Annotated in this window: 26 protein-coding genes; 14 read left to right on the top strand and 12 right to left on the bottom strand. The window is 61.7% G+C overall.

The genetic code is table 11. The features are described from left to right. Positions 1 to 15: 15 nt before the first annotated feature. The 3 genes from ACR0JC_RS05205 to secG form a co-directional block, all read right to left on the bottom strand. Positions 16 to 309 carry a DUF1330 domain-containing protein gene (locus ACR0JC_RS05205; RefSeq protein ID WP_170338308.1) on the bottom strand — a complete coding sequence of 98 codons (294 nt, stop codon included), beginning with the start codon at positions 307 to 309 and terminating at the stop codon, positions 16 to 18. Between the two features lie 80 nt (positions 310 to 389). Then, positions 390 to 2,033: a CTP synthase gene (locus ACR0JC_RS05200; protein WP_093963011.1), complete on the bottom strand. Its 1,644-nt coding sequence runs from the start codon at positions 2,031 to 2,033 to the stop codon at positions 390 to 392. A 160-nt stretch (positions 2,034 to 2,193) separates the two neighbouring features. Beyond that, positions 2,194 to 2,559 carry a preprotein translocase subunit SecG gene (gene secG, locus ACR0JC_RS05195; RefSeq protein ID WP_093962537.1) on the bottom strand — a complete coding sequence of 122 codons (366 nt, stop codon included), beginning with the start codon at positions 2,557 to 2,559 and terminating at the stop codon, positions 2,194 to 2,196. 150 nt (positions 2,560 to 2,709) lie between these two features. Between secG and nthA the strand changes: the two genes are divergently transcribed. The 6 genes from nthA to ACR0JC_RS05165 all read left to right on the top strand — a co-directional run bounded on the left by nthA (position 2,710) and on the right by ACR0JC_RS05165 (position 6,877). Beyond that, on the top strand, positions 2,710 to 3,324 hold the full coding sequence (gene nthA, locus ACR0JC_RS05190) for a nitrile hydratase subunit alpha (protein WP_170338310.1): 615 nt from the start codon (positions 2,710 to 2,712) through the stop codon (positions 3,322 to 3,324). Continuing rightward, complete coding sequence (nthB, locus tag ACR0JC_RS05185; RefSeq protein WP_170338312.1) at positions 3,321 to 3,998, top strand: nitrile hydratase subunit beta; 678 nt, start codon at positions 3,321 to 3,323, stop codon at positions 3,996 to 3,998. The genes nthA and nthB overlap by 4 nt, the downstream gene beginning before the upstream one ends. Next, positions 3,995 to 4,321 carry a nitrile hydratase accessory protein gene (locus ACR0JC_RS05180; protein ID WP_170338314.1) on the top strand — a complete coding sequence of 109 codons (327 nt, stop codon included), beginning with the start codon at positions 3,995 to 3,997 and terminating at the stop codon, positions 4,319 to 4,321. Before nthB ends, ACR0JC_RS05180 begins: the two co-directional genes overlap by 4 nt. A gap of 218 nt (positions 4,322 to 4,539) precedes the next feature. Further along, complete coding sequence (locus ACR0JC_RS05175; protein ID WP_170337852.1) at positions 4,540 to 5,835, top strand: adenylosuccinate synthase; 1,296 nt, start codon at positions 4,540 to 4,542, stop codon at positions 5,833 to 5,835. Further along, complete coding sequence (locus ACR0JC_RS05170; protein WP_093962533.1) at positions 5,835 to 6,077, top strand: DUF2842 domain-containing protein; 243 nt, start codon at positions 5,835 to 5,837, stop codon at positions 6,075 to 6,077. The genes ACR0JC_RS05175 and ACR0JC_RS05170 overlap by 1 nt, the downstream gene beginning before the upstream one ends. A gap of 86 nt (positions 6,078 to 6,163) precedes the next feature. After that, positions 6,164 to 6,877 (top strand): porin family protein, encoded by a 714-nt coding sequence (locus tag ACR0JC_RS05165; RefSeq protein WP_170337854.1) that lies wholly within the window; start codon positions 6,164 to 6,166, stop codon positions 6,875 to 6,877. Between the two features lie 69 nt (positions 6,878 to 6,946). On the opposite strand, the gene ACR0JC_RS05160 is transcribed toward ACR0JC_RS05165, so the two are convergent. After that, entirely contained in the window at positions 6,947 to 8,683 is a 1,737-nt protein-coding gene (locus ACR0JC_RS05160) for a hypothetical protein (protein ID WP_170338318.1), read from the bottom strand. Positions 8,684 to 8,807: 124 nt separating this feature from the next. Between ACR0JC_RS05160 and ACR0JC_RS05155 the strand changes: the two genes are divergently transcribed. Then, positions 8,808 to 9,515, top strand: a complete 708-nt coding sequence (locus ACR0JC_RS05155) for a thiamine diphosphokinase (RefSeq protein WP_170338321.1) — start codon at positions 8,808 to 8,810, stop codon at positions 9,513 to 9,515. On the opposite strand, the gene ACR0JC_RS05150 is transcribed toward ACR0JC_RS05155, so the two are convergent. Genes ACR0JC_RS05150 through ACR0JC_RS05140 form a run of 3 tightly spaced genes read right to left on the bottom strand, consistent with a single transcriptional unit; the run spans position 9,460 to position 12,235 of the window. Next, positions 9,460 to 10,374: a DMT family transporter gene (locus ACR0JC_RS05150; RefSeq protein ID WP_170338323.1), complete on the bottom strand. Its 915-nt coding sequence runs from the start codon at positions 10,372 to 10,374 to the stop codon at positions 9,460 to 9,462. The two genes, ACR0JC_RS05155 and ACR0JC_RS05150, sit on opposite strands and share 56 nt — an antisense overlap. A gap of 45 nt (positions 10,375 to 10,419) precedes the next feature. Further along, positions 10,420 to 10,836, bottom strand: coding sequence for a GFA family protein (locus tag ACR0JC_RS05145; RefSeq protein ID WP_170338326.1), 417 nt, complete (start codon positions 10,834 to 10,836; stop codon positions 10,420 to 10,422). A gap of 25 nt (positions 10,837 to 10,861) precedes the next feature. Continuing rightward, positions 10,862 to 12,235, bottom strand: a complete 1,374-nt coding sequence (locus tag ACR0JC_RS05140; RefSeq protein WP_170338328.1) for an L-serine ammonia-lyase — start codon at positions 12,233 to 12,235, stop codon at positions 10,862 to 10,864. Positions 12,236 to 12,477: 242 nt separating this feature from the next. Here ACR0JC_RS05140 and rpiA point away from each other — a divergent pair, with 242 nt between their 5' ends. From rpiA to ACR0JC_RS05110, 6 genes are all read left to right on the top strand, one after another. Then, positions 12,478 to 13,263, top strand: coding sequence for a ribose-5-phosphate isomerase RpiA (gene rpiA, locus ACR0JC_RS05135; protein ID WP_170338330.1), 786 nt, complete (start codon positions 12,478 to 12,480; stop codon positions 13,261 to 13,263). A gap of 119 nt (positions 13,264 to 13,382) precedes the next feature. Then, complete coding sequence (gene gor, locus ACR0JC_RS05130) at positions 13,383 to 14,741, top strand: glutathione-disulfide reductase (protein ID WP_170338332.1); 1,359 nt, start codon at positions 13,383 to 13,385, stop codon at positions 14,739 to 14,741. A 72-nt stretch (positions 14,742 to 14,813) separates the two neighbouring features. Then, a complete protein-coding gene (hflK, locus tag ACR0JC_RS05125; protein ID WP_170338334.1) occupies positions 14,814 to 15,962 on the top strand; it encodes an FtsH protease activity modulator HflK in 1,149 nt (382 codons plus the stop codon). 3 nt (positions 15,963 to 15,965) lie between these two features. Further along, positions 15,966 to 16,862, top strand: coding sequence for a protease modulator HflC (gene hflC, locus ACR0JC_RS05120; RefSeq protein ID WP_170338336.1), 897 nt, complete (start codon positions 15,966 to 15,968; stop codon positions 16,860 to 16,862). Further along, entirely contained in the window at positions 16,862 to 17,056 is a 195-nt protein-coding gene (locus tag ACR0JC_RS05115; protein ID WP_170338338.1) for a DUF2065 domain-containing protein, read from the top strand. Before hflC ends, ACR0JC_RS05115 begins: the two co-directional genes overlap by 1 nt. A gap of 130 nt (positions 17,057 to 17,186) precedes the next feature. Continuing rightward, complete coding sequence (locus tag ACR0JC_RS05110) at positions 17,187 to 18,680, top strand: Do family serine endopeptidase (RefSeq protein ID WP_390895962.1); 1,494 nt, start codon at positions 17,187 to 17,189, stop codon at positions 18,678 to 18,680. A 241-nt stretch (positions 18,681 to 18,921) separates the two neighbouring features. Here ACR0JC_RS05110 and ACR0JC_RS05105 read toward each other — a convergent pair whose 3' ends face one another. From ACR0JC_RS05105 to ACR0JC_RS05085, 5 genes are all read right to left on the bottom strand, one after another. After that, positions 18,922 to 19,590 (bottom strand): Crp/Fnr family transcriptional regulator, encoded by a 669-nt coding sequence (locus ACR0JC_RS05105; protein ID WP_170337872.1) that lies wholly within the window; start codon positions 19,588 to 19,590, stop codon positions 18,922 to 18,924. A gap of 131 nt (positions 19,591 to 19,721) precedes the next feature. After that, positions 19,722 to 20,327: an inner membrane-spanning protein YciB gene (locus ACR0JC_RS05100; protein WP_170338344.1), complete on the bottom strand. Its 606-nt coding sequence runs from the start codon at positions 20,325 to 20,327 to the stop codon at positions 19,722 to 19,724. A gap of 17 nt (positions 20,328 to 20,344) precedes the next feature. Beyond that, positions 20,345 to 21,247 carry an EamA family transporter gene (locus ACR0JC_RS05095; RefSeq protein WP_093963009.1) on the bottom strand — a complete coding sequence of 301 codons (903 nt, stop codon included), beginning with the start codon at positions 21,245 to 21,247 and terminating at the stop codon, positions 20,345 to 20,347. Between the two features lie 79 nt (positions 21,248 to 21,326). Beyond that, positions 21,327 to 22,478 carry a signal recognition particle-docking protein FtsY gene (gene ftsY, locus ACR0JC_RS05090; protein WP_170338346.1) on the bottom strand — a complete coding sequence of 384 codons (1,152 nt, stop codon included), beginning with the start codon at positions 22,476 to 22,478 and terminating at the stop codon, positions 21,327 to 21,329. A gap of 57 nt (positions 22,479 to 22,535) precedes the next feature. Next, complete coding sequence (locus ACR0JC_RS05085) at positions 22,536 to 23,171, bottom strand: lysoplasmalogenase (protein WP_170338347.1); 636 nt, start codon at positions 23,169 to 23,171, stop codon at positions 22,536 to 22,538. 127 nt (positions 23,172 to 23,298) lie between these two features. Here ACR0JC_RS05085 and ACR0JC_RS05080 point away from each other — a divergent pair, with 127 nt between their 5' ends. Then, positions 23,299 to 23,691 (top strand): hypothetical protein, encoded by a 393-nt coding sequence (locus ACR0JC_RS05080; protein WP_170338349.1) that lies wholly within the window; start codon positions 23,299 to 23,301, stop codon positions 23,689 to 23,691. Positions 23,692 to 23,695: the final 4 nt, after the last annotated feature.

Raw genomic sequence — 23,695 nt, 5'->3', positions numbered from 1 at the left:
GTCACCGTGTCCGTGCTAGGCGTCATACCCTTCGATGATCACCAGATCACTGGATGAAACTGGATCGCGCAAGGCTTTAGCCTTTTGATACAGATCGCTGTCATAGCAGGCCAGGGCGGCCTCGTAGCTGGGAAATTCGATAACGACGGTTCGCGCCCGCGCTGCGCCTTCCCGCACCTGCCGATCTCCACCGCGGACCAGAAAACGGGCACCGTATTCGGCAAAAGCCTCGCCATTGGCAGCGATGTAGGTCTTGTAGGTCTCCATGTCGTCTACATCGACATGGGCCACCCAGTATCCTTTGCTCACGCGGTCTGCTCCTTTTGTCCGTTCCGGCTCAAACTGAACCGGAACGCTTTGCAAAGCAAGACCAAGCGGTACAGTCCGCTTCAGACCAGACGCGACGTGTCCTTGGCCGCGCGAACGAAGTCGCGGAACAACGGGTGCGGATCGAAAGGTTTGGATTTCAGTTCCGGGTGGTACTGCACGCCGATGAACCACGGGTGATCCGACCATTCGACGATCTCGGGCAGGCGTCCGTCGGGTGACATCCCCGAGAAGTTCAAACCCGCTTTCTCAAGCTGTTCGCGATACTTGGTGTCCACCTCATAGCGGTGGCGGTGTCGTTCTTCGATCTGGGTGCTGCCATAGACCTCGGCCACTTTCGAGCCTTCGGTCAGAACCGCGTTGTAGGCACCCAGACGCATGGTGCCGCCCTTGTCGTCACCAACCTTGCGTTCGATCTTGGCGTTGCCCTGAACCCATTCCTTGAGGTGATAGACCACCGGTTCAAAGCGTTTTTTGCCGGCCTCGTGGTCGAATTCCTCGGACCCCGCGCCGGAAATGCCGGCCACGTTGCGCGCGGCCTCGATCACTGCCATCTGCATGCCCAGACAGATGCCCAGATACGGCACCTTGTGTTCGCGGGCATATTGCGCAGCCTTGATCTTGCCTTCGGTGCCGCGCTCGCCAAAGCCGCCGGGCACCAGAATGGCGTGGAACCCTTCCAGATGCGGGCCGGGGTCTTCGGTGTCGAAGATCTCGGCATCGACCCACTCAACCTTGACCCGGACGCGATTGGCCATGCCGCCATGGGTCAGCGCCTCGGCGATGGACTTATAGGCGTCTTCCAGCTGGGTGTACTTTCCGACGATCGCGACCTTCACTTCGCCCTCGGCGTTGTGGATGCGGTCGCTGACGTCTTCCCACTTCGACAGGTCGGGCTTGGGCGCCGGGCTGATCTGGAATGCGTCAAGCACGGCCTGATCGAGACCTTCGCGGTGATAGGCCAGCGGCGCGTCGTAAATGGTCGAGAGATCCTGCGCGGCGATTACCGCGTCGGGGCGCACGTTGCAGAACAGGGCCAGCTTTTCGCGCTCTTTCTGCGGGATCGGTCCTTCGGAACGGCAGACCAGAATGTCGGGCGCCAGGCCGATTGAGCGCAGTTCCTTGACCGAGTGCTGGGTGGGCTTGGTCTTCAGCTCGCCAGAGGCCTTGATGTAAGGCAACAGGGTCAGGTGCATGAAAATGCACTGGCCGCGCGGTTTGTCCTGACTGAACTGACGGATGGCTTCAAAGAAGGGCAGGCCTTCGATGTCGCCCACGGTGCCGCCGATCTCACACAGCATGAAATCGACCTCATCCTCGCCGATGGCGATGAAGTCCTTGATCTCGTTGGTCACGTGAGGGATCACCTGAATGGTCTTGCCCAGATAGTCGCCGCGGCGTTCCTTTTCCAGAACGTTTGAATAGATCCGCCCCGAACTGACCGAGTCGGTCTTTCGTGCGGCAACACCCGTGAAGCGTTCGTAGTGACCCAGGTCCAGGTCGGTCTCGGCCCCGTCGTCGGTGACGAAGACTTCACCATGTTCGAACGGCGACATCGTGCCGGGATCGACATTCAGGTAGGGATCCAGCTTGCGCAGCCGAACCGAGTATCCCCGAGCCTGCAGAAGCGAACCCAGAGCAGCGGACGCCAGCCCTTTGCCTAAGGATGAAACAACACCACCAGTGATGAAAATAAATCGTGCCATGTTTCTTCGGCTGCCCCCGTGAGACGTCAACATCAACTGCCCGGCGGTTCGAAAAAACCGCAGCATCACGGGACTTCACATATAAAGGATTCGCGCAAAAAGCGCAAGAGAACCGCAAGATGCTGTTGTGGTTCTCTTTCAGATTTCTAGGTTTTGTGGATCAGTCGGCCTGTGGGATCAGCGGCGCGTTGTCGCCCTGCGCCGGCGGCAGCAGGTCCTCGGCCGAGGGAACAGCAGGTGTGCTCTCTTCGGTCGCGTCCTGAGCCGGAACGCCAAGCCGGTCGATGACCGAGCTTCCAGCCGATTTTTCCGCGGCAAGAATCGTCAGCGTGATCGAAGTGACGATGAAGCAGGCCGCAAGGATCCAGGTCACCTTTGCCAGTGCCGTCGTTGCCGAACGTCCTGCAATGGCGCCACCGCCGCCGCCACCCATGCCCAGGCCACCGCCTTCGGACCGCTGCAGCAGAACAACGGCGATCAGGCCCAAAGCCAAAAGAAGGTGGATGATGAGAACGACGTTTTCCATGGTGTTCCTGTGCGGCGTGGCGTGTATCGCCGGGTACTTAAGCAAGTTTGAGGCCGGGGGCAAGCCACGAGTTGCCATCACCGCCGGGGATTGTGCCGAACAGGCCAAATGGGGCTGGACACCCGGCGGTGCCTGGCTCAGGCTGCGGCCATGCCACATGACGATCACGACCACCCGCACGCGTTGCTGCCCCCGGACCCCGCTTTGCGCGTCAAAGCGCTTGAGACGATCCTGACCCGCAAGGGTTTGATCGATCCGGCCGCTCTGGACGAGATCATCGACACCTATCAGAACCGGATCGGTCCGCAGAACGGTGCGAAGGTTGTCGCCAAAGCTTGGTCTGACCCGGACTTCAAACGCGCCCTGCTGGACGACGCTACGCCTGTGCTCTCTGAGATGGGGTTTTATGGCCGGCAGGGCGAGCATATGGTCGTGGTCGAGAATACTCCCCGGACGCACAACATGGTCGTCTGCACCTTGTGCAGCTGTTACCCATGGCCGCTGTTGGGTATCCCCCCGGGCTGGTACAAATCTGACGCTTACCGCGCCCGAGCCGTGCGCGAGCCGCGCCGCGTCCTGGCTGAGTTCGGAGTTGAACTGCCCAAGGGTACCGCAGTTCGTGTCTGGGATTCGACCGCCGAAATACGGTATCTGGTCTTGCCCATGCGCCCAGAAGGCACTGATGGTCTGAGCGAAGCAGACCTGGCCGCGCTGGTCACGCGCGACAGCATGATCGGCACGGGTTTGCCGAAGGTGTCGGCATGACCCGTGTCCACGACATGGGCGGGCGGTTCGGTGACGGGCCGGTACGCCCCGAGCCTGAGGACGCGCCGGTTTTTGCCGAAGACTGGCACGCGCGGGCCCTTGCAGTGACGCTGGCTGCGGGCGCGTTGGGCCAATGGAACATCGACACGTCGCGCCATGCGCGGGAAAGGCTGTCCCCCAAGGACTATGCCCGGTTCAGCTATTACGAGAAATGGATTTCGGCCCTGGCCGACCTGTTGGTCGAGACCGGGGTTCTGCGGATCGAGGATCTGCGCGGGCAGGGCGTTGACGGGCCACATCCGCTTGCTCCGCGAAAGCTGCCGGCAGATGCGGTGGCCAGAGTTCTGGCCAAAGGTGGACCGGCCGATCGCCCGTCGAACATCCCTGCCGCTTTTGAGGTCGGCCAGACCGTTCGCACGCTGCGCCCTTCGGCCAATCGTCTTGTTGAAGGGGGGCACACGCGGCTGCCCGCATACGGAGCGGGCGCGACCGGACGCATTTTGCGGTTTCACGGCACACATGTCTTGCCGGACTCCAGCGCGCATGGTCTGGGTGAAGCGCCCGAGCCGCTTTATGCCGTTGCTTTTCCCGCGTCGGAACTGTGGGCCAATCCCGAACACCCGGATGACGAGGTGATTCTGGATCTCTGGCAAAGCTATCTGGAACCCGCATGAGCATCTGTCCCGATCACAACGCCCCAAGACCGGTTTTTGAGAACCCCTGGCACGCTCAGGTGTTTGCGGTGACGGTGGCGTTGAACGAGGCCGGCCGGATTTCCTGGACCGATTGGGCCGCCCGGTTCTCCGAGACTTTGCGGCGCCACGGGCTGAACCGCGAGCTGGACGGGGGCGATGACTATTTCATGGCCTGGCTCGAAACGCTCGAGTCGGTTTTGGCAGAGCAGGAAACGGCATTGCCCGAAGAAATCCACGAAATGCGCGCAGCTTGGGAGGAGGCGTATCTGAAGACGCCTCACGGAATGCCGGTGCGCCTGTAGCGCTAGTTGGCTTTCAAGGTGTTGCCTGTTCAGGGCCTTTTTCAGGTGTGTTCCCGGCCAGATGAACAACGGCGCGGACCCCGTCCGGTGGCCATTATCCCCGACAAGAGCATTGCGCGTCGGCGCGATTGGTGGCTGCGGCGAATTACCGGTTTCCCTGTTGCCTGCACCCCGCTATATGGGCCGGGTTTGGTAATTCAGCGCAAAAAGGACCGGATATGGCCAATGTGGTTGTTGTCGGCGCCCAATGGGGTGACGAAGGAAAAGGCAAGATCGTCGACTGGCTCAGCGAGCGGGCAGACGTGATCGCGCGTTTTCAGGGCGGGCACAACGCCGGGCATACGCTGGTCATCGATGGTGAGGTCTACAAGCTGCATGCACTGCCGTCTGGTGTGGTGCGTGGTGGCAAGCTGAGCGTCATCGGCAACGGGGTTGTACTGGATCCCTGGCATCTGCTGAAAGAGATCGAAACGATCCGTGCGCAAGGCGTCGAGATCACACCTGAAACGCTGATGATTGCCGAAAACACACCCTTGATCCTGCCGATCCACGGCGAGCTGGACCGCGCGCGCGAGGAAGCAGCGAGCAAGGGAACCAAGATTGGCACGACCGGGCGCGGGATCGGCCCGGCCTATGAAGACAAGGTTGGTCGCCGCTCGGTGCGTGTGGCCGATCTTGCGGATGAGGCGACTCTCGAGGCTCGGGTCGATAGGGCGTTGCAACACCACGACCCGCTGCGCAAGGGTTTGGGTATCGACGCCGTGGATCGTGACGCACTGATCGCCCAATTGAAGGAAATCGCGCCGCAGATCCTGCCTTTTGCGGCTCCCGTCTGGAAGGTGCTGAACGAAAAGCGCAAAGCGGGCAAGCGCATCCTGTTCGAAGGCGCTCAGGGTGCATTGCTGGATATCGATTTTGGCACGTATCCGTTTGTGACCTCGTCAAATGTGATTGCAGGGCAGGCGGCGACGGGCGTGGGGATCGGTCCGGGGTCGATCGACTTCGTTCTGGGTATCGTGAAGGCCTACACTACCCGTGTTGGCGAAGGCCCGTTCCCGACCGAACTGCACGACGCCGACGGGCAGCGACTGGGAGAGCGCGGACATGAATTCGGCACCACGACAGGCCGCAAGCGGCGCTGCGGCTGGTTTGACGCCTGCCTCGTGCGGCAAACCTGCGCCACAAGCGGCGTCAACGGAATTTCCCTGACCAAGCTCGATGTTCTGGACGGGTTCGAGACGCTGAAAATCTGTGTCGCTTACGAACTGGACGGCAAGCGTTTGGACTATTTGCCCACGGCTGCAGATCAGCAGGCGCGGTGCACACCGATCTATGAAGAAATGCCGGGCTGGAGCGAGTCCACCGAAGGCGCGCGCAGCTGGGCAGACTTGCCGGCAAACGCCATCAAATATGTCCGCCGGGTGGAAGAACTGATCGAATGCCCGGTGGCGCTGCTGTCTACCAGCCCGGAGCGGGACGACACCATCCTGGTGACCGACCCGTTTGCCGACTGATGGCGGGCGCGGACAAACCCGGCCTCAGCTACAAGGCCCGCAGACGGTGGTCGCTGGTTCTATTGCTGGTGGGGCTGCCGCTGTACATTGTGGCAGTGGTCACCATCGTGAACTGGCTGGACCGACCATCGATCCTGGTCGAACTGCTGGTCTATGTGGTTTTGGGTGTTCTGTGGGCGCTGCCATTCAAATTTGTGTTTCGTGGCGTTGGCAAGGAAGACCCGGATCAGGATCAGCAGTAGGCCAGACCGTTGTAAGAAACCTGCCGACGTGACAGGCTTGTCCGAAAAACAGTTTTGGTAAGCACAAGTCGGCAGGTGGATCCTTGATGAAAAATGCTGTTTTGGTCACATTGACCAGTCTCTCAACCCTGAGTTCGGGTGCTGTCTGGGCTGATGATTGGGAGTTCGTCATTGCCCCTTATCTCTGGGGACCGGATTTCAGAACCTCGCTGGATATTGGGCCGAACCCTCCGGTTGATGGCAGCAAATCCATCTTCGACATTCTAAACAGTGCTTTCCTGATCGCGGGCGAGGCCCGGAAAGGGCGTTGGACGATCGGAGGCGAGTTCAACTATCTGAATCTGGGCGACACCGTTTCAATCGGACCATTCAGCAACGCCGCGAGCTGGGAGCTGGACGGGATCATGACCTCGCTCGCGGGCAGCTACGCTGTGGCAGAGGACAGCCAGTCCCGGATCGAGGTGCTGGGCGGGCTGCGCCATTGGGATCTTGATCTGTCGACAACTGTGGCCGGTTTCACGGCAAGCACTGACCAAAGCTGGACAGATCCAATCATTGGGGCACGATACTCTCGTGCGCTGAATGAGCGGTGGAAACTTGCGGCCATGGGCAACATCGGTGGCTTTGGCTATGGGTCGAAATTCCAGTGGGAAGCCCTCGTTCAAGCCAATTGGAGCTGGACCGAAACCGTCGATGTTGCAGCCGGCTACCGTCATCTGAGCGTTGATTTTGAGGACGGCCGCAACGTTGTCGATCTTATTCTGACTGGCCCGTACGTGGCGTTGGCGTTCAAGTTCTGAGCTTTCACGCAAAATGCAAAAAAGGCCGGAGAGGATCTCCGGCCTGTCTTGGGCAGTTGGGGGGTCTTGTCAGCCCGCGGCGCGCTTGTCGTCGGGGCGGAAGCCGATCTGGTTCGAGGCGGCAAAGCGCCCTCCGCCGGCTTTTTCGATCTTTCCATCGCGCAGAAGCTGGCCGAACGAACGCAAGCTTTCTTCGCGGTTGAATTCATCCTGCTTGAGTGACCGCACCTTGTTCATCAGCTGCGGACGCGAGAACTGCTCCTGACCTTCGATGAAAGACAGGTAGGCCGCCGCCGCCTCCAGCAGGTCGGGCAGGGATTGTGCGCCCTGCTCCTGAGCGAAATGGGCAAAGCCGCCTTCTTCGGATGCGTCGTCGTCTTGTGCTGCGGTCACGCGGCGCGGGGTGACCGGACCGGCGTCCGCGTCCTGCGTATCGATACGCTGCTCGGCAACCAGCTTGAGCGGCGCGGCCGTATCCGACTCGGGGCGCATGCTGGTGACATGGATTTCCGGACGACGGGGGCTGACGACCGAGGCCAGGTCTCCACGATATTTCTGGTTTTCGTCCTCATCCGCATCGCGGGCCTTGCCGCCTTCAGCTTCGGTGGCTGCTACAGCTGTGCGCAGGTGGGAATAAGTTTCCCGCTTGTCCGAAGTGGCCGGGTCGTCCATTTGGGCGTCGGCCTTCTCCATCAGGCGCAACACGTCCGAGTCCACGTCCTGAGGCTTGTTTGCGTCGCGTTTCGAGCGCGCATCCATTTCCGCTTCGATTTCCGAGATCTCACCCAGGATGCTCTCTTCGTCTTCGGCAGTCAGGACGCCGTCTTCCGCGAGTTCAGAGACTTCCTCATCGGCATCTTCGGGCTGATCACCCAGAATGTTGAGGATATCGTCAGCCTCGGGCTCCGAGTCGGTGTCCTCTTCAAGATCAGCAAAGAGAATCTCGGACGAGGCTTCTTCATCACTGGCGGCCTGGTCGTCTTCGGACGTTTCTTCCGCCGCGGCTTCCTCAGCCTCTTCCAGATCAGCTTCAACTTCCGGAGCATCCTCGGCGCCTTCATCAGCCTCCGCTTCGACTTCCGATGCTGCCGAGAATTCTTCTTCCGCTTCGAATTCGACCGCGGCCTGAGGTTCTTCCTCGGCGAGGTCAACAAACGGGTCCGTGGGCTGTTGTGTGGCTTCTACCGGAGCATCTTCCTGCATCACCTCTTCAGTTGCATCCAGATCTTCGGGGCTGAGCGCTCCGGCTTCGAATGCGGCCGAGATGGCGTCAATCTGGGGCTCGGGCGAGGCTAGAAAACCGCTGTCTTCGTCTTCGCTGTAGGCGGGGGGCGTCTGGTCATTATGCGAGACGACCGCGCGGATGCGCTGCAGCTTGGCGGCGATGCTGTCGGCGCCTTGGGGGGCTGCGGATTCGACTGGCTCGGCATCGGCAAAGAATGCGGCAGCACCAGCCGCCGGTGCTGTGTCGACCACGCTCAGGTCCGGGCTGGCGGGCGCCGGTGTGCTGGCTGCGGGTGCGGGTTGTTGCGGGGCCGCATCATGGGCTTCATCCGTGGCGCGCAGCAGCAGTCCGGTGTCGTTCTGCTTGGCTTCCACACGGCGCGAAGCGTCACGCTGAGCGATACGGGTCAACATTTCTGCGTCTGGTTGCGGAGGCTCGGAGCCGAAATACCTGTCATCCGCAGCAAGATCGCGGAAGTATTCGGCAATCGCCTTCATCGTCTCAAAGGAATCGTCAAAGCCTTCCAAAGTGCATGAGAAGGTTCCGTAGGAAACGGTCAATACCTTGTTGTTCTGTACCATCAGACGCACGTCCTCTACAAACTACACAGAGCCAACCCGCGCGACGCTGGGCGCGTCTGTCAGCTCGAACCTGTTCTAAAGAACCTATCATTTTGTGGTCTCAATGTGTCCAAAAGCGGGAAAAATGGTCAATCTTGGAAAAAACGGCGAAATTGTTCATTCCAAAAGACCAATTGCCCTGTTCGGCGGAGGGGAAATCGGCCCCGATGACCTGAATCTGGCGCTGAATCGCGTCAATGGCGCTGTAGCTGCGGATGGCGGGGCCGCCGCATTGATCGATTCGGGGCGCGTTCCGGATGCGGTGATCGGCGACTTCGATTCGTTGGCACACGCCTATCTTGCACGGATACCAGAGGACCGTTTGTTTCCGATCCGGGAACAGGACAGCACTGATTTCGACAAGGCCCTACGCAATATCCGCGCGCCGCTGGTCTTGGGTGTCGGGTTTCTCGGAGGTCGGCTGGACCACCAACTGGCGGTGCTCAATACGCTGGTTTGCCACAAAGACAGGCCGTGCGTCCTTCTGGGAGCACGCGAAGTGGTCTTTCACGCCCCGCCTAGGATATCACTGTCGCTCACGCCGGGCGACACAGTGTCATTGTTTCCATTTCAGCGGGTAACCGGACGCAGTTCGGGGTTGGAGTGGCCAATCGACGGACTGGTGCTTGAGCCGGACGGGCGAGTCGGAACATCGAACCGTGCGCTGGCTCAGGTTACCCTCGAGGTTGACGGACCCGGGTTGCTGGTCATGGTGCCGCGCGATGCTCTTGATGCTGTCATGCGGGCGTTTGCGTCGGAGCAGACCGTGCGCTGGCCCGCTCGCGCAGGATGACATAAAGCCCGGCCGCGATCGTGATGGCGATCCCCAGGGCCGCCAGACCGTTTGGCAGATCGTGAAAGATGAGCCAGCCGATCAACGTCGCCACCGGAATCTCCAGATACTGTATCGGCGCCAGCGTTGCCGAAGGCGCGAACCGCAGCGCCCATGTCATCAGCAGATGTGCCACGGTTCCCAGAACACCGATCGCCAACAGCAACCAATGGGCGTTGCCTTGCGGCAGGGTCAGTGCCAGATCTGGAAGACCTGTCAGGGCCCCGATCGCGAGCAATGGAGCCAGGACCGCGGTGGCCAGCAGCCCGGACACGGCCTGCAGTGCAATTGGATCGGTTTCTTTGGCAATCTGCCGGGTCACCAGCATGAACAGGGCAAAGACGACGGCCACGATCAGCGGCAAAAGGGCCGGAGCACCAACCTCGGCAAAGCTGGGCTGGATGACCAGCAACGTGCCAGCAAAGCCGACAATGCAGGCGATCAGACGACGATGCCCGACTTCTTCACCCAGCACATACTTGCCCAGCAGCAGCATGATGAATGGCATGACAAAGGCGATGGCGACGGCATCGGCCAGCGGCAGATACTGCAGCGCACTGAACATCGCTGCGATACCGACAATGTGCAGCAGAGTGCGCAGCACGGTCAGCCGCAGCACGCGCCCGCGCATTCGCCAGGTCCGACCCGTCAGCGCCACCAGCGGGATCAGGATGGCCGCCTGCACCGCAAAACGCACCAGCACCAGAACGCCAAGCGGAGTGGTTTCTCCCAACAGCTTGGCCAAGGCATCGCCCAGCGGTGCAAGCACGCAGAAACCAAGCATCAAAACGATGCCGAAGACGGGACGATCCTGTGTCATGGGCGCGACGCTAGACGTTTCCCGCAGAATGGGAAAGGCCCGTCGTCAGTCCTCGGGCAAGGGCTGAACCTTTGTGTAGTCCGGACCGAGGCAAGTGGGCAGCTCGTCACCCAGTTCGAGCCACGTCAGTTTCTCTTCATAGGCGACATGCAGCGTTGGCCGCAGGGCTCCGGGGTTCTCCAGTGTCGCTACATAAAGGTGCAAAACGTCGGACATCGTAGTGGATCGGAACGAGATCGGCGTTCCGCAATGCGGGCAAAAGCTGCGCTCGGCACCGGGGGAAGAGTTGAACCGCTTCGGTTCCTCTCCGGTCCAACGCCACTGACCGTCGCGCACCCCAAAATATGTGGTCATCGGCGCGGCACACTGGCGGCGGCAGCTGTCACAATGGCAGGAAACACAAGACAGGACCGGAGGGTCGACCTCGAACCCGATTCTGCCGCACAGGCAATGTCCGCGCATTGAGCTGCCCTCCCGGTTCGATCCCTCAGCAGTTTGGCACGTTGACGGCCAGTCCGCCCAGCGAGGTTTCCTTGTACTTCTCGTGCATGTCATGGCCGGTCTGGCGCATGGTCTCGATCACCGCATCCAGCGGCACGAAATGCTGCCCGTCTCCGCGCAGGGCCAGCGACGCCGCCGAAACCGCCTTGATCGCACCCAGCCCGTTGCGCTCGATGCAAGGCACCTGAACCAGCCCGGCGACCGGGTCGCAAGTCATGCCCAAGTGATGCTCCAGCGCGATCTCGGCGGCGTTTTCCACTTGTTCCGGTGTGCCGCCCATCACTGCGCAAAGACCCGCCGCGGCCATTGCGGCCGCGCTGCCGACCTCGGCCTGGCAGCCAGCCTCGGCACCCGAGATCGACGCGTTGTACTTCACCAACCCACCAATCGCGGCGGCGGTCAGCAGGAAATCCTCGATATGGCTTTCTGACGCGCCGGGAACGTGATCGAGGTAATAGCGCAGCACCGCCGGCAGTACGCCCGCCGCGCCGTTGGTGGGGGCGGTGACGACCTGACCGCCGGCGGCGTTTTCCTCGTTCACCGCCATCGCATAGACGCTCATCCAGTCGTTGATCGTGTGCGGCGCGTTCAGGTTCATGCCGCGCTCGGCCATCAGGGCATCGTGGATCGCCTTGGCCCGGCGCCGCACCTTGAGGCCGCCGGGCAGGATGCCGTCGGTGCTCAGCCCGCGCTCGATACAGGCGTTCATCACCTCCCACAATCGAGCGGTGCCCTTCGCGAAACTGTCGGCGCAGCCGCGCGCGATCTCGTTGGCGCGTTTCATCTCGGCGACCGTCTTGCCGCTGCTGCGCGCCATTTCCAGCATTTCGGCGGCGGTCTTGAACGGGAAGGGCACCGGCGGGCCGTCATTGGTGTCCTTGCCTTCGGCCAGTTCCTCTTCGGTCAGGACAAAGCCGCCGCCGACCGAGTAATAAACCTGCCGCAAGATCACGTCGCCCTGCGCGTCGGTGGCCATCAGTATCATGCCGTTGGCATGGCCGTGTAGGGTATTGTCGTAGTCGAAGATCAGATCGGCCTTTGGGTCGAACCGCAGGGTCGGCAGACCCTCGGGTGTGACAGTGCCGGTTACGGCAATTGCAGCCAGTGCCGCTTCGGCACGATCGTGGTCATAGCTGTCGGGGACAAACCCAGCCAGCCCCAGGATCGTGGCGCGGTCCGTGGCGTGGCCGACGCCGGTGAAGGCCAAAGATCCATGCAGAGACGCGCGCAAGCCAGCGAATTCGAATGGCGAGGCGCGCATCAGATCGAGGAACCGCGCGGCCGCCACCATCGGCCCCATCGTGTGGGACGAGGATGGGCCAACGCCCACTTTGAACATATCGAAGACGGATAGAAACATGTCTGGTCGCTGAGCCTTGTGGCGAGTTGGCGGCCGGGTCGTTTTGAACTGCCCGAACCGCTGGGAAACTGTATGCGCTTTATTTACACAACCGAGCCGACCACTGAAGATTTGATTGCGACGTTTCCGATGGGAAACGCGTATTCGTGTATCGATTATTGCGCCGGTCCCGCGGATTTTGGGCCTCGCAGTCGGGCAGGGCTTTCCGTATAAGTTCCCCAAAGAACTGAGGGGAAGCCGCAATGACAGCAGAGTTGTCACCCATCGACCGGGCCAAGAGCGTCGCCGCCTATCGCGCGGCCGAGATGGTCGAAGACGGGATGCGCGTGGGTCTGGGTACCGGATCGACCGCGGCATGGTTGGTGCGTCGTCTGGGAGAGCGGGTTCGGGACGAAGGTCTGCGGATCAAAGGCGTTCCAACGTCGACGGCTACGGCACAGCTTGCGCGCGAGGTCGGGATCGAGGTTGTTTCGCTGGATCAGGCGGGTTGGCTGGACGTGACGATCGATGGCGCCGACGAATTCGACGGCGAGCTGAACCTGATCAAGGGCGGCGGCGCGGCGTTGCTGCAGGAAAAGATCGCGGCAACGGCCAGCGACCAGATGATCGTGATCGCCGATGCAGGGAAAGAGGTCGAGGCGCTGGGCGCGTTCCCGCTGCCGGTCGAGGTCATTCCCTTTGGCTGGCAGACCACGCGCACGCTGATTGAGGAGTTGCTGGACACGATGGACGTGCTGGGTACTTCGGCGACCCTGCGGATGAACAGCGAGGCGCCGACCGTGACGGATGAGGGCAATCACATACTCGACCTGCACCTGCAACGCATCGGCAACCCGAGGCAACTGGCTTTGGTGCTGAACCAGATACCGGGTGTGGTCGAAAACGGGCTGTTCATCGACATCTGCGACAAGGTCGTGATCGGCCACGGCGACGGCCGGGTCGAGCTGCGCGATTTCAACAGCGGTACGATCGAGCTGGATCGGTTGGGCGACGAACACGACAACCTGTTTTCGGACCTGGCCGACTGAGCCAACCGCGCACCCGGCTTCACAGCGGTGTGCGATTTCCAGGCCAAGGGGTTGGCACGATCATTCACGCCCCCAAATACTCAGGGCAATTTCAGGCAGGCTGACAAAAGGAACGCGGCATGAGCTTTGACTATGATCTTTTCGTCATTGGAGGCGGCTCGGGCGGTGTCCGCGCGGCGCGTGTGGCGGCGGGCGAAAACGGCGCGAAGGTCGCGCTGGCCGAAGAGGACCGCTATGGCGGAACCTGCGTGATCCGTGGCTGCGTTCCCAAAAAGCTGATGGTGTTTGCCAGCGAATACGCGGGAATGGTCGAGGACGCTCGTGCCTATGGTTGGGATATTCAGCCAGGCGCTTTCGACTGGCCGCAGTTCCGCGGCAAGCTGCATGCCGAACTCGACCGGCTGGAAGGCATCTATCGCAATATCCTCAAGAACAACGGTGTCGAAACCTTTGACCAGCGCGCGAAACTGGTCGACCCGCATACGGTTGAACTGGCCGACGGCACTCGCAAGACGGCCAAGCACATCCTGATCGCCACCGGCGGGCGACCGGTGGTGCCGGAATTCCCCGGTTCAGATCTGGCCATCACCTCGAATGAAATCTTCCACCTTGAGAAGCTGCCCGAGACCATGCTGATCGTCGGCGGCGGCTATATCGCCTGTGAATTCGCCGGGATCATGAACGGCATGGGCGTCAAGACCACGCAATTTTATCGCGGCGCGCAAATCCTGCGGGGTTTCGACGACGAGGCGCGCGGGCTGATCTGCGAAGAGATGTGCCAAAACGGGATCGACGTGCATCTGGGCACCAATGTGCTCGAGATGAAAAAACAGGGCGACAAGATCTGGGTCAAGGCGACCAACGGGTCTGAACAGCTGTTCGATGTGGTGATGTATGCCACGGGCCGGGCGCCAAATGCGGATGATCTGGGCCTTGAGGCGCTGGGCGTCGAACGTGGCCGCAAAGGGCAGATTGTCGTGGACGAATACAGCCAGACCGCGGTGCCCTCGATCTATGCCATCGGGGACGTGACCGACCGGGTGAACCTGACGCCGGTCGCCATCCGCGAGGGCATGGCCGTTGTCGAGACCGTGTTCAAGGGCAACCCCACCCCGGTGGATCATGAGCTGATCCCGACCGCGATCTTCACCCAGCCCGAGATGGGCACCGTGGGCCTGAGCGAGGAGCAGGCCGCCGAGCAGGAGCCGATCGAGGTTTACGCGACCTCGTTCAAGCCGATGCAGAAGGCGTTCGCGGGCGGCACGCAACGGGTGTTGATGAAGCTGATCGTCAGCCAGGCCACCCGCAAGGTGCTGGGCTGTCACATTGTCGCCCCCGGCGCGGGTGAAATGATCCAGTTGGCGGGAATCGCGGTCAAAATGGGCGCGACAAAGGAAGATTTCGATCGCACGGTTGCAGTTCATCCGGTGATGGCCGAAGAACTGGTAACCATGCGGCAACCCGTGCGTACCGCTTGATTTGCAAGCGCGCGCACACAGGTTACAAGTGATCCCGTAAGCACACGGGCCAAAACAAGGGAAATGAAACACATGGCGGGCAACAGCGGAGGCCCCTGGGGGGGCGGAGGCTCATCCGGTGGCGGAGGAAACCGGGGAAACAATGGGGACGGGCGACGCCCGCCCGAAGGCGACGGGCCGCAGATCCCCGAGATCGACGAGTTGATGAAAAAAGGCCAGGAGCAGCTGCGCGTGCTGATGGGCGGGCGCGGCGGCGGTGGCCGAGGTGGCAACGGATCCGGCCAGGGCGGCGGTGGCGGCCCGGCGATCACCAAAGGCACCATCCTGTTGGGCGGGGTTGCCGCCTTGGTTCTGTGGGGCTTTGCCAGCGCCTATACGGTCAAGCCCGAAGAGCAGTCGGTTGAACTGCTATTCGGTCGCTTTACCGGAATCGGCACCGAAGGTCTGAACTTTGCCCCGTGGCCTGTTGTCACGGCCGAAGTCATCCCGGTGAAGGTCGAACAGACCGAAACCATCGGATCGGGCGGTCGCGGTTCGGACGCCGGTCTGATGCTGACGGGCGACGAAAATATCGTCGATATCGATTTCCAGGTGGTCTGGAATATCTCGAATCCTGCGGACTACCTGTTCAACCTGCGCGACCCGAAACAAACTATCCAGGCCGTGTCTGAGTCGGCCATGCGCGAGATCATCGCGCAGTCGGACCTCGCGCCGATCCTGAACCGCGACCGTGCTATCATCGCCGAACGGCTTGAGGAACTGATCCAGTCGACTCTGGACAGCTACAACTCGGGTATCAACATCGTCCGTGTGAACTTTGACGGCGCCGACCCACCGGAACCGGTAAAGGATGCCTTCCGCGAGGTTCAGTCGGCTGGACAGGAACGCGACCGGCTGGAGAAGCAGGCCGATGCCTATGCGAACCGGGTTTTGGCCGGCGCGCGTGGTGAAGCCGCGCAGGTGCTGGAAGAGGCCGAAGGCTATCGGGCACAGGTCGTGAACGAAGCTCAGGGTGAGGCCAGCCGGTTTGGCGCGGTTCTCGAAGAATACTCGAAAGCTCCGGATGTGACCCGCAAACGTCTGTACCTTGAACGGATGGAGCAGGTTCTGGGCGACGTGGACAAGATCATCTTGGATGACAGCGCAACAGGCCAGGGGCAGGGCGTCGTGCCTTATCTGCCGCTGAACGAACTGCGCCGCAACTCGGGTGAGGGGAACTAAGACATGCGTAAATCAACCTTTCTCCTACCTGCCATTTTCGTGGTTATTGTGATCGCCCTCTCAGCGATCTTCATCGTGGACGAGCGTGAAAAAGCGCTGGTTCTGCAATTCGGTCGCGTGATCGACGTCAAGGAAGACCCGGGCCTGGCCTTCAAGATTCCGGTCATTCAGGAGGTCGTGCGCTACGATGACCGTATTCTAAGCCGCGAGGTCGGGCCGCTGGAAGTCACGCCGCTGGATGACCGCCGCCTGGTGGTCGACGCCTTCGCGCGCTATCGGATCACCGATGTGCGGCAGTTCCGTGAGGCCGTGGGTGCCGGTGGCATCGACACAGCGGAGCAGCGTCTGGATTCGATCCTGCGCGCCAAAACCCGCGAGGTTCTGGGTTCGGTAAGCTCGAATGACATTCTCAGCTCGGACCGGGCGGCGCTGATGCTGCGCATTCGCAACGGCGCGATCGCCGAGGCCCGCGATCTGGGCCTTGAGGTGATCGACGTTCGCCTGAAACGTACCGACCTGCCGCAGGCCAACCTCGAAGCGACCTTTGCCCGGATGCGCGCCGAGCGGGAACGCGAGGCGGCCGACGAAGTGGCGCGCGGTGAAGAAGCTGCACAGCGGATTCGTGCCCAGGCTGACCGGACCGTGGTCGAACTGGTCTCCGAGGCCCGCCGTGAGGCGGAGATCGTTCGCGGTGAGGCTGATGCCGAACGGAACGCGATCTTTGCGGAAGCTTATGGCAAGGACCCGGAGTTCTTCGAGTTCTACCGCTCGCTTTCGGCCTATGAGAACGCTCTGAAAGGCGGCAACAGCTCGCTGGTGCTCAGCCCGGATTCCGAGTTCTTCAACTACCTCGGATCTCCGCAAGGCCGTTCGGCGCCCGCCGCGCCGGCCTCCCAATAATGGGTATGATCCTGCTGGCCTTCGGGCTGGTGTTGATTGTCGAGGGGCTGGCCTATGCGCTGGCCCCTTCGCTTGTCGAGCGGATGCTTGAGGCGTTGCGCAGCATTCCCGAGCCGGCCCGCAGACTGGTCGGACTTCTTTGTGTGGTCAGTGGCTTCGTCCTGTTGTGGACGGCCAATCGGATGGGGTTTTGATCGGTTGGAGTAAACTGGCAGTGAATTCCTCAACTTCCCGAGTTGCGGGCGGTCACAAACTGACTACATTGTTTCCCAGCAAGCTGCTCAGGCAGCCACCAACAGAACAATGTCGACAAGGAGAGACCAAGTGCAGGCAGTAGCACGCAGTGTATCCGTCCGCCGGGACGATGTGGTGACGATGGCGCGGCTTTTGTGGCTGGCTTTTGCCGCGGTTTCCCTTTTGTTGCTCCAGACGTTGGCTGCACAGGCCCGTCAGGAAAGCCTGGCGCCGCTGGTCAACCGGATCAGCCCGGCCGTGGTCAACATCACCACGACGACCCTGATCGAGGGGCAGTCGGGCGCGCAGGGGATCGTTCCCGAGGGTTCCCCGTTCGAGGACTTTTTCCGCGAGTTCCAGGACCGCAATGGCGACCAGGACAATCGCCCGCGCCGCAGCAATGCCTTGGGATCGGGGTTCGTGATTTCCGAGGATGGCTACATCGTCACCAACAATCACGTCATCGCAGAGGCGGATGAAATTCTGATCGAGTTCTTCCCCGGCGATGGTCAGCCGGTAAAAGAGCTGCCGGCCAAGGTCATCGGAACGGATGAGAAAACGGACATTGCGTTGCTCAAGGTCGAGGCGTCGGGTCCGCTGAAATACGTCACTTTCGGCGACAGCGACACAGCGCTTGTAGGGGACTGGGTGGTTGCCATGGGCAACCCGCTGGGCCAGGGGTTTTCGGTATCTGCCGGGATCGTGTCGGCGCGCAATCGCGAGCTCAGCGGTTCCTATGACGACTATATCCAGACGGATGCGGCCATCAACCGGGGCAACTCGGGCGGTCCTCTGTTCAACATGGACGGTCAGGTCATCGGTGTGAACACCGCGATCTTGTCGCCGAATGGCGGGTCGATCGGTATCGGGTTCTCGATGGCGTCGAACGTGGTTTCCAAGGTTGTCGATCAGTTGCGGGAATTCGGCGAAACTCGCCGCGGCTGGCTGGGTGTCCGCATTCAGGACGTGACCGAGGATATGGCCGAGGCGATGGGCCTGGACAAGCCGGGCGGTGCGCTGATCAGCGATGTGCCGGACGGCCCTGCCAAAGAAGCGGGTCTGCTCGCAGGGGATGTGATTCTCAGCTTTGATGGTGTTGAGGTGAAGGACACGCGCGGATTGGTGCGGCAGGTCGGTGAGACACCGGTCGGCAAGTCCGTGCGCGTGGTTGTTCAGCGGGACGGCAGCACTCAGACCGTGCTTGTCACTCTGGGGCGTCGCGAGGATGCCGAGCGTGCGGAAACCGGCGATGATGATGGTGCGGAAGAGGCGCCGCTGGACGAGAATGCAGACATCCTTGGCCTGACGATTTCGCCGCTGACCGACACGTTGCGCGAAGATCTGGGTCTGGACGCGGACGCAGATGGTCTGGTTGTGACGGATGTGGATGAGGCCTCCGAAGCCTACGCCAAGGGCCTGCGGGCAGGCGACCTGATCACCGAGGCTGGTCAGCAGAAAGTGTCGTCGATCTCCGATCTCGAGGATCGGATGGACGAGGCTCGGGAGGCGGGGCGCAAGTCGCTGCTGCTGCTGGTGCGCCGCGGTGGCGATCCGCGCTTCGTCGCGCTGAGCCTCGAAGAGTAGGGCAGCCAGTTTGGTCAACATGATCGGCCGGGGCAGATGCTCCGGCCGATTTTCGTTTTGGCTGCATGAATCAAAAGAGCCACACGCCGGGGAGGCGCGTGGCTCTGGTGCAGGGAGATGCCAGTGGACAGATATCGGGGATGATACTCTGGCACCCTACGGTAACAATTCATTACCTAATAGAAGCGAATCCCGTTGTATGTGAAGCGGATCACATCCGGGTCATTTTCCGGGCAGCAGGTCAGATCAGATCGGATTCGGCGAGTTGGCGCAGGGCGTCAAAGTCGTGGATCTGCAGCCCACCGCGTGAAGCCTCGACCACGTTCGAGCGTTTCCACGTCGAGATCGTCTTGGATACCGCCTCGCGCGTCGCGCCGACGAATTCCGCTAGCTCGCTCTGCGACAGGGCGATGCGTTCGGACGGCGCGTCCTGCTGGTTGGCCAGAAGCAGAAGCTTTCGCGCAAGTCGCACAGGCATCGGCAGGAATACCTGCTCGTTCAACTGCGCCCCCATCCAGCGCATGCGCAGTCCGGCCAGCCGGATCATGTCCTCGGCCAGTTCGGGGTGCTTGCGGATTTGTTCCATCAGATCCTTGCGGCGCACGCGCAGTACACGCGACGGCTCGGCTGCGGTGATGGTGGCGGTGCGCGGGCCGCTGTCGAAGAGGGCGATTTCGCCGAACACTTCGCCCGGGCGCATCAGGCTGAGCGCCAACTTGCGCCCGCTCATGGCCAGGAAGGACACCTCCAAAGCGCCTTCCAGCAAGGCATAGAGGGCGTCCCCCTCGTCGCCTTGTTCGAACAAGACCTCGCCGCGGTCCAGCGAGACAGAAGTGGCTAGCGCAGAGAGCATATCACGAAGCCGGTCTGAAGCTTCGGACAGGAACCCGCTGTTCGGAAAGGCGGTCATGGAAGACACGGTTCTCCGGATGAGTGGTGTGGGTGGTTTCCCAGCTTTCCACAGCTTTGGAGCTAAGCCAAGGATTTTATCCGGTTTTCCTAAGGTTTCCCCAAGGTCCGCCGGCCCGTGTCAGGGACGCATTACTGCTTGTCCGGATCGTCCATATAGCTTTGCAGGATGCTGAATTGCAGCATCAGGAACCCCATCAAGGCAATCGGAAAGCCAAAGGTTTCGATCTTGACCCACAAATCGGTGGACAGGGTGCGCCAGACCAGTTCATTGGCCACCGCCAGCACTGCGAAACAGGCGCAAAGGCGGCGGGTCAGGATCATCCAGCCCTCGTGGCGCATGGGCAGCATTTCGTCCAGCACATAGGCGAGGTAGGATTTGCCTTGCAGCAGGCCGATGCCCAGCATCAGCGAGAAGAACCCGTAGACCAGCGTGGTTTTCATCTTGAAGAACCGCTCGTCGTTGAACCAGGCGGTCAGGCCGCCGAAGAAGATGACCATGATGGCGGTGAAGATCTGCATCCGGCTGAGTTTGCCGGTCAGATACCACAGGACGCCCATCGCCCCCAGCATCAGCGGAACGAAGATGATGGTGGCCACGATGAAGCCGGAATATTCGGTGCCGCCGATTAGAAAGCTGTCGTCGCGCAGGCGCAGATAGATGAAGAAGAAGGCCAGCGGTGGTCCCAGTTCCAGCACCTGTTTCAGAAACGGATTGATCTCTTTCTTGTCTGCCATGCCTGTCGTCCTGCTGTTCACCCGCCCATTTCAACTATTACCGCGCCCAATGCAATCAATGCCATCAGGATTATGCGCCGAGGCCCCACGGTCTCTTTCAGGGCCAGCCAGCCGATCAGGGCGGCAAAGACGGTCGAGGTTTCGCGCAGCACCGCGGCTTCGCCGACCTTGTCCAGCCGGGTGGCCAGCATGATCGCTCCGAAAGACATGGGGGCGATCAGCCCGCCTGCAAGCCCCCGCAGCATCAACGGCCCGATTGCCGGGCGGTGAACCATCGCCCGCCAGCGCAGGAAGGCGTAGATCGGCATGGTCGCCCCGTCGATCATGAAGAACCAGGCCAGAAAGGTGAACGGATCGGCCGTGGCGCGGATGCCGTAGGCGTCATAGGTGGTGTAGAGCGCCACGAAGAGGCCGGTTGCGACCGCAAGGGCCAATGCGATGCCCAAAGTCTCGCGGTTGGTTTCCAGGAAGCGGAAATTGTAGGCGGCCAACCCGAAGATGCCAGTCAGCAGCACGGCGACGCCCAGCCATTGGGTAGGCGAGAAGGTTTCATTGAACAGAAGATAAGCGCCGATGACCGTGAACAGCGGGCCGGTGCCGCGCACCACAGGGTAGACCACGGTGTAGGACCCTTTGGTGTAGGCCATCGCCTGCAGCGTCTTGTAGGCGACATGGATCAGCCAGACCACGGCAAATATCGGCCACATGAAGGGTTCGGGCCAGGGCACGACGAAGAACGCAAAGGGCGCGGCCATCAGGCAATAGCAGGCGTCGATCGCCCCGCGCGACAGCCAGGGATCGTGCCGACCCTTCTGCAGCGCGCCGAACACCGCATGCAGAAAGGCCGCCATCAGGGCGAGGCCAAGGGCCAGCCTGTGCCCGGCTTCGGTGCCTTCGAGGGAGATCAGCCAGTCGCTCACGCTGCGGGTCTTTCGCTGGTGGAGAAGCTGGGGGTTTTCCACCCCCAGACCCCTGAGGATATTTGGGGCCCGATGAAGGTCAGTTGCTGTCGAGCCCGGTCAGGGCGGCGGCGAATTCCTCGGGGTCGAAAGGGGCCAGATCGTCGATCTGTTCGCCGACGCCGATGGCGTGGATCGGCAGGCCGAACTTGTCGGCCAGCGCCACCAACACGCCGCCCTTGGCGGTGCCGTCGAGCTTGGTCATCACAAGGCCCGAGACATCGGCCAGCTTGCGGAAGGTTTCCACCTGGCTGAGCGCGTTCTGACCGGTGGTGGCGTCGAGCACCAGAAGCGTGTTGTGGGGCGCCGTCTCGTCGATCTTGCGGATGACGCGGACGATCTTGGCCAGTTCCTCCATCAGGTCGGCGCGGTTCTGCAAGCGGCCGGCAGTGTCGATCATCAGCAGGTCGGCGCCTTCGGCTTGCGCCTTGGTCAGGGCGTCGAAGGCAAGCGAGGCGGGGTCGGAGCCTTCGGGCGCGGTCAGGACTGGAACTCCGGCGCGGTCGCCCCAGACCTGCAGCTGTTCGACGGCGGCGGCCCGGAAGGTGTCGCCCGCGGCGATGACCACCTTTTTGCCGGCGGCCTTGAACTGGCTGGCCAGCTTTCCGATGGTCGTGGTCTTGCCCGAGCCGTTGACGCCCACCACCAGCACCACCTGCGGGCGCTTAGGGTAGATCGGCATCGGTTTGGCGACCGGCTCCATCACGCGGGCGATTTCCTGCGCCAGCAGCTGCTTGATTTCCTGTGTCGAGAGTTTCTTGCCATAGCGCCCCTCGGCCATGTTGGCGGTGACGCGCAGGGCGGTGTCGACACCCATGTCCGAGGCGATCAGCAGTTCCTCGAGCTGTTCGAGCATGTCGTCGTCCAGCGTGCGACGCACCACCGGCCCGGCATCGCCGCGACCGAACAGACGCCCGATCAGGCCTTTGGATTGCGCCTGTTCCGGCAGTTCCGGCGGAGGCGGGGCAGGCACCGGATCGGCCGGCTCGGGCGAGGGTGTCTCGACCGGTTGCGGCGTGGGCGCGGGTTCGGGGATTTCTGGGACGGGTTGCGGCTCGGGCTCGGGCTGGGGAATCACCGGGTCAGGGGCGGTGGTTTCTTCGCCGCCGTCCTCGACGATTGCCTCAAGCCCCTGTTCGAGGCGGGACGAGGATTTGAACAGCCGGTCCTTGAGTTTAGTAAAAAACGCCATCTGGGTCTCCGCAGGTGTTCCCTTCACCTAATGCGGAATGGCGGCAGTTGCAAAGGGTCAGGTGAAGGCGAGAAAAAAGCCGAACTGCGCACCCCAGTAGAGCGGCCAGACCAGATAGGGCGTCAGTCGCAGGGCCGGGTGTCCGGGCGGCAGCAGGAACCTTTCGGTTGCCAGAATCAGGTCCGAGGCGATGAAGGCCATCGCGGCCGGTAAAGCCCATCGCAGCGCTCCGGCCTCGGGCAGGGCCAAAACGGTGATGCCCATACCCAAAATGATCGGGATATAGGCCAGGACCGGTCCGCGCAGATCACCGGCCCGAGGGGCCAGGAGCGTGGCCATCACGATGCCCAGAATGACCAGCGTCCAGGCGTATCCGGGTTTGTCCAGGATCAGGGCGGTGTCGCTTTTCGGATGGGTCAGGAACAGGGCGATGTAAACCAGGTGCCCGGCGGCGAACGCCCCGATGCCGGCCATGAAGGTGTCGTCGGTTTCGCGCGACAGAAGGGCGTCGCCCAAGGCGCAGAGAGACAGCGCGAGGATCAGAAGCAGCGGGCCTGACTGTACCGCGGCCTCGACCGCCAACAGGGCGACGCTGGCGGTTTTCAACGCCGTGCGTAGCAGGCTGGCCGGACGGGCCGTCAGGGCCAGGTAGGCCAGGGCACAGGCCAGCGCCGCGAGTACGAGTATCGTCATGTCCTGCCTTCCGATGGCTCCGATGCAATGCAGTGTCGCCGCGGAGTGAGTTTGCGCTCAACCCATAACGTTGGGGCAGTGCGTTCCAAGATTGGCGCGCGGCCGTGGCATCTGCCAGAATGAAACGATGTGGATACGTTCGTTGATTCTCGGATCTTTGCTGGCCCAGCCGGTCGTCGCGCAGTCTCTGTCAGGGGCGGAATTCGATGCCTACACGCGCGGTAAAACCCTGTTCTACGGCTTTGGTGGTACGACTTATGGCGTCGAACGGTATTTGCCCAACCGGCGCGTGGTCTGGTCGTTTCTGGATGGCGACTGCAAGGAGGGCATCTGGTACGAACAGAACGGCCAGATTTGCTTTGTTTACGAAGACCGCACCGACCCGCAATGCTGGGTCTTTACCCGCTCGTCCCAGGGGTTAATCGCGCAGTTCGAGGGCAACCCCGAAGCCACCGAACTGTACGAAGCAGCCGACGTCGACGAAGATATGATCTGTTACGGACCCGAGGTCGGCGTCTGAACGT

Source organism: Ruegeria sp. CH5 (genome assembly GCF_056537025.1).
Note: the sequence above shows the minus strand (reverse complement) of the source record. Positions and strands in the feature narration are given on the sequence as shown.

Coding starts and splice junctions, on each gene's coding strand:
- ACR0JC_RS05200 (WP_093963011.1), bottom strand. CDS start 2,033: ATGGCACGATTTATTTTCATCACTGGTGGTGTTGTTTCATCCTTAGGC.
- secG (WP_093962537.1), bottom strand. CDS start 2,559: ATGGAAAACGTCGTTCTCATCATCCACCTTCTTTTGGCTTTGGGCCTG.
- nthA (WP_170338310.1), top strand. CDS start 2,710: ATGCCACATGACGATCACGACCACCCGCACGCGTTGCTGCCCCCGGAC.
- nthB (WP_170338312.1), top strand. CDS start 3,321: ATGACCCGTGTCCACGACATGGGCGGGCGGTTCGGTGACGGGCCGGTA.
- ACR0JC_RS05180 (WP_170338314.1), top strand. CDS start 3,995: ATGAGCATCTGTCCCGATCACAACGCCCCAAGACCGGTTTTTGAGAAC.
- ACR0JC_RS05175 (WP_170337852.1), top strand. CDS start 4,540: ATGGCCAATGTGGTTGTTGTCGGCGCCCAATGGGGTGACGAAGGAAAA.
- ACR0JC_RS05170 (WP_093962533.1), top strand. CDS start 5,835: ATGGCGGGCGCGGACAAACCCGGCCTCAGCTACAAGGCCCGCAGACGG.
- ACR0JC_RS05165 (WP_170337854.1), top strand. CDS start 6,164: ATGAAAAATGCTGTTTTGGTCACATTGACCAGTCTCTCAACCCTGAGT.
- ACR0JC_RS05160 (WP_170338318.1), bottom strand. CDS start 8,683: ATGGTACAGAACAACAAGGTATTGACCGTTTCCTACGGAACCTTCTCA.
- ACR0JC_RS05155 (WP_170338321.1), top strand. CDS start 8,808: ATGGTCAATCTTGGAAAAAACGGCGAAATTGTTCATTCCAAAAGACCA.
- ACR0JC_RS05150 (WP_170338323.1), bottom strand. CDS start 10,374: ATGACACAGGATCGTCCCGTCTTCGGCATCGTTTTGATGCTTGGTTTC.
- ACR0JC_RS05145 (WP_170338326.1), bottom strand. CDS start 10,836: ATGCGCGGACATTGCCTGTGCGGCAGAATCGGGTTCGAGGTCGACCCT.
- ACR0JC_RS05140 (WP_170338328.1), bottom strand. CDS start 12,235: ATGTTTCTATCCGTCTTCGATATGTTCAAAGTGGGCGTTGGCCCATCC.
- rpiA (WP_170338330.1), top strand. CDS start 12,478: ATGACAGCAGAGTTGTCACCCATCGACCGGGCCAAGAGCGTCGCCGCC.
- gor (WP_170338332.1), top strand. CDS start 13,383: ATGAGCTTTGACTATGATCTTTTCGTCATTGGAGGCGGCTCGGGCGGT.
- hflK (WP_170338334.1), top strand. CDS start 14,814: ATGGCGGGCAACAGCGGAGGCCCCTGGGGGGGCGGAGGCTCATCCGGT.
- hflC (WP_170338336.1), top strand. CDS start 15,966: ATGCGTAAATCAACCTTTCTCCTACCTGCCATTTTCGTGGTTATTGTG.
- ACR0JC_RS05115 (WP_170338338.1), top strand. CDS start 16,862: ATGGGTATGATCCTGCTGGCCTTCGGGCTGGTGTTGATTGTCGAGGGG.
- ACR0JC_RS05105 (WP_170337872.1), bottom strand. CDS start 19,590: ATGACCGCCTTTCCGAACAGCGGGTTCCTGTCCGAAGCTTCAGACCGG.
- ACR0JC_RS05100 (WP_170338344.1), bottom strand. CDS start 20,327: ATGGCAGACAAGAAAGAGATCAATCCGTTTCTGAAACAGGTGCTGGAA.
- ftsY (WP_170338346.1), bottom strand. CDS start 22,478: ATGGCGTTTTTTACTAAACTCAAGGACCGGCTGTTCAAATCCTCGTCC.
- ACR0JC_RS05085 (WP_170338347.1), bottom strand. CDS start 23,171: ATGACGATACTCGTACTCGCGGCGCTGGCCTGTGCCCTGGCCTACCTG.
- ACR0JC_RS05080 (WP_170338349.1), top strand. CDS start 23,299: ATGTGGATACGTTCGTTGATTCTCGGATCTTTGCTGGCCCAGCCGGTC.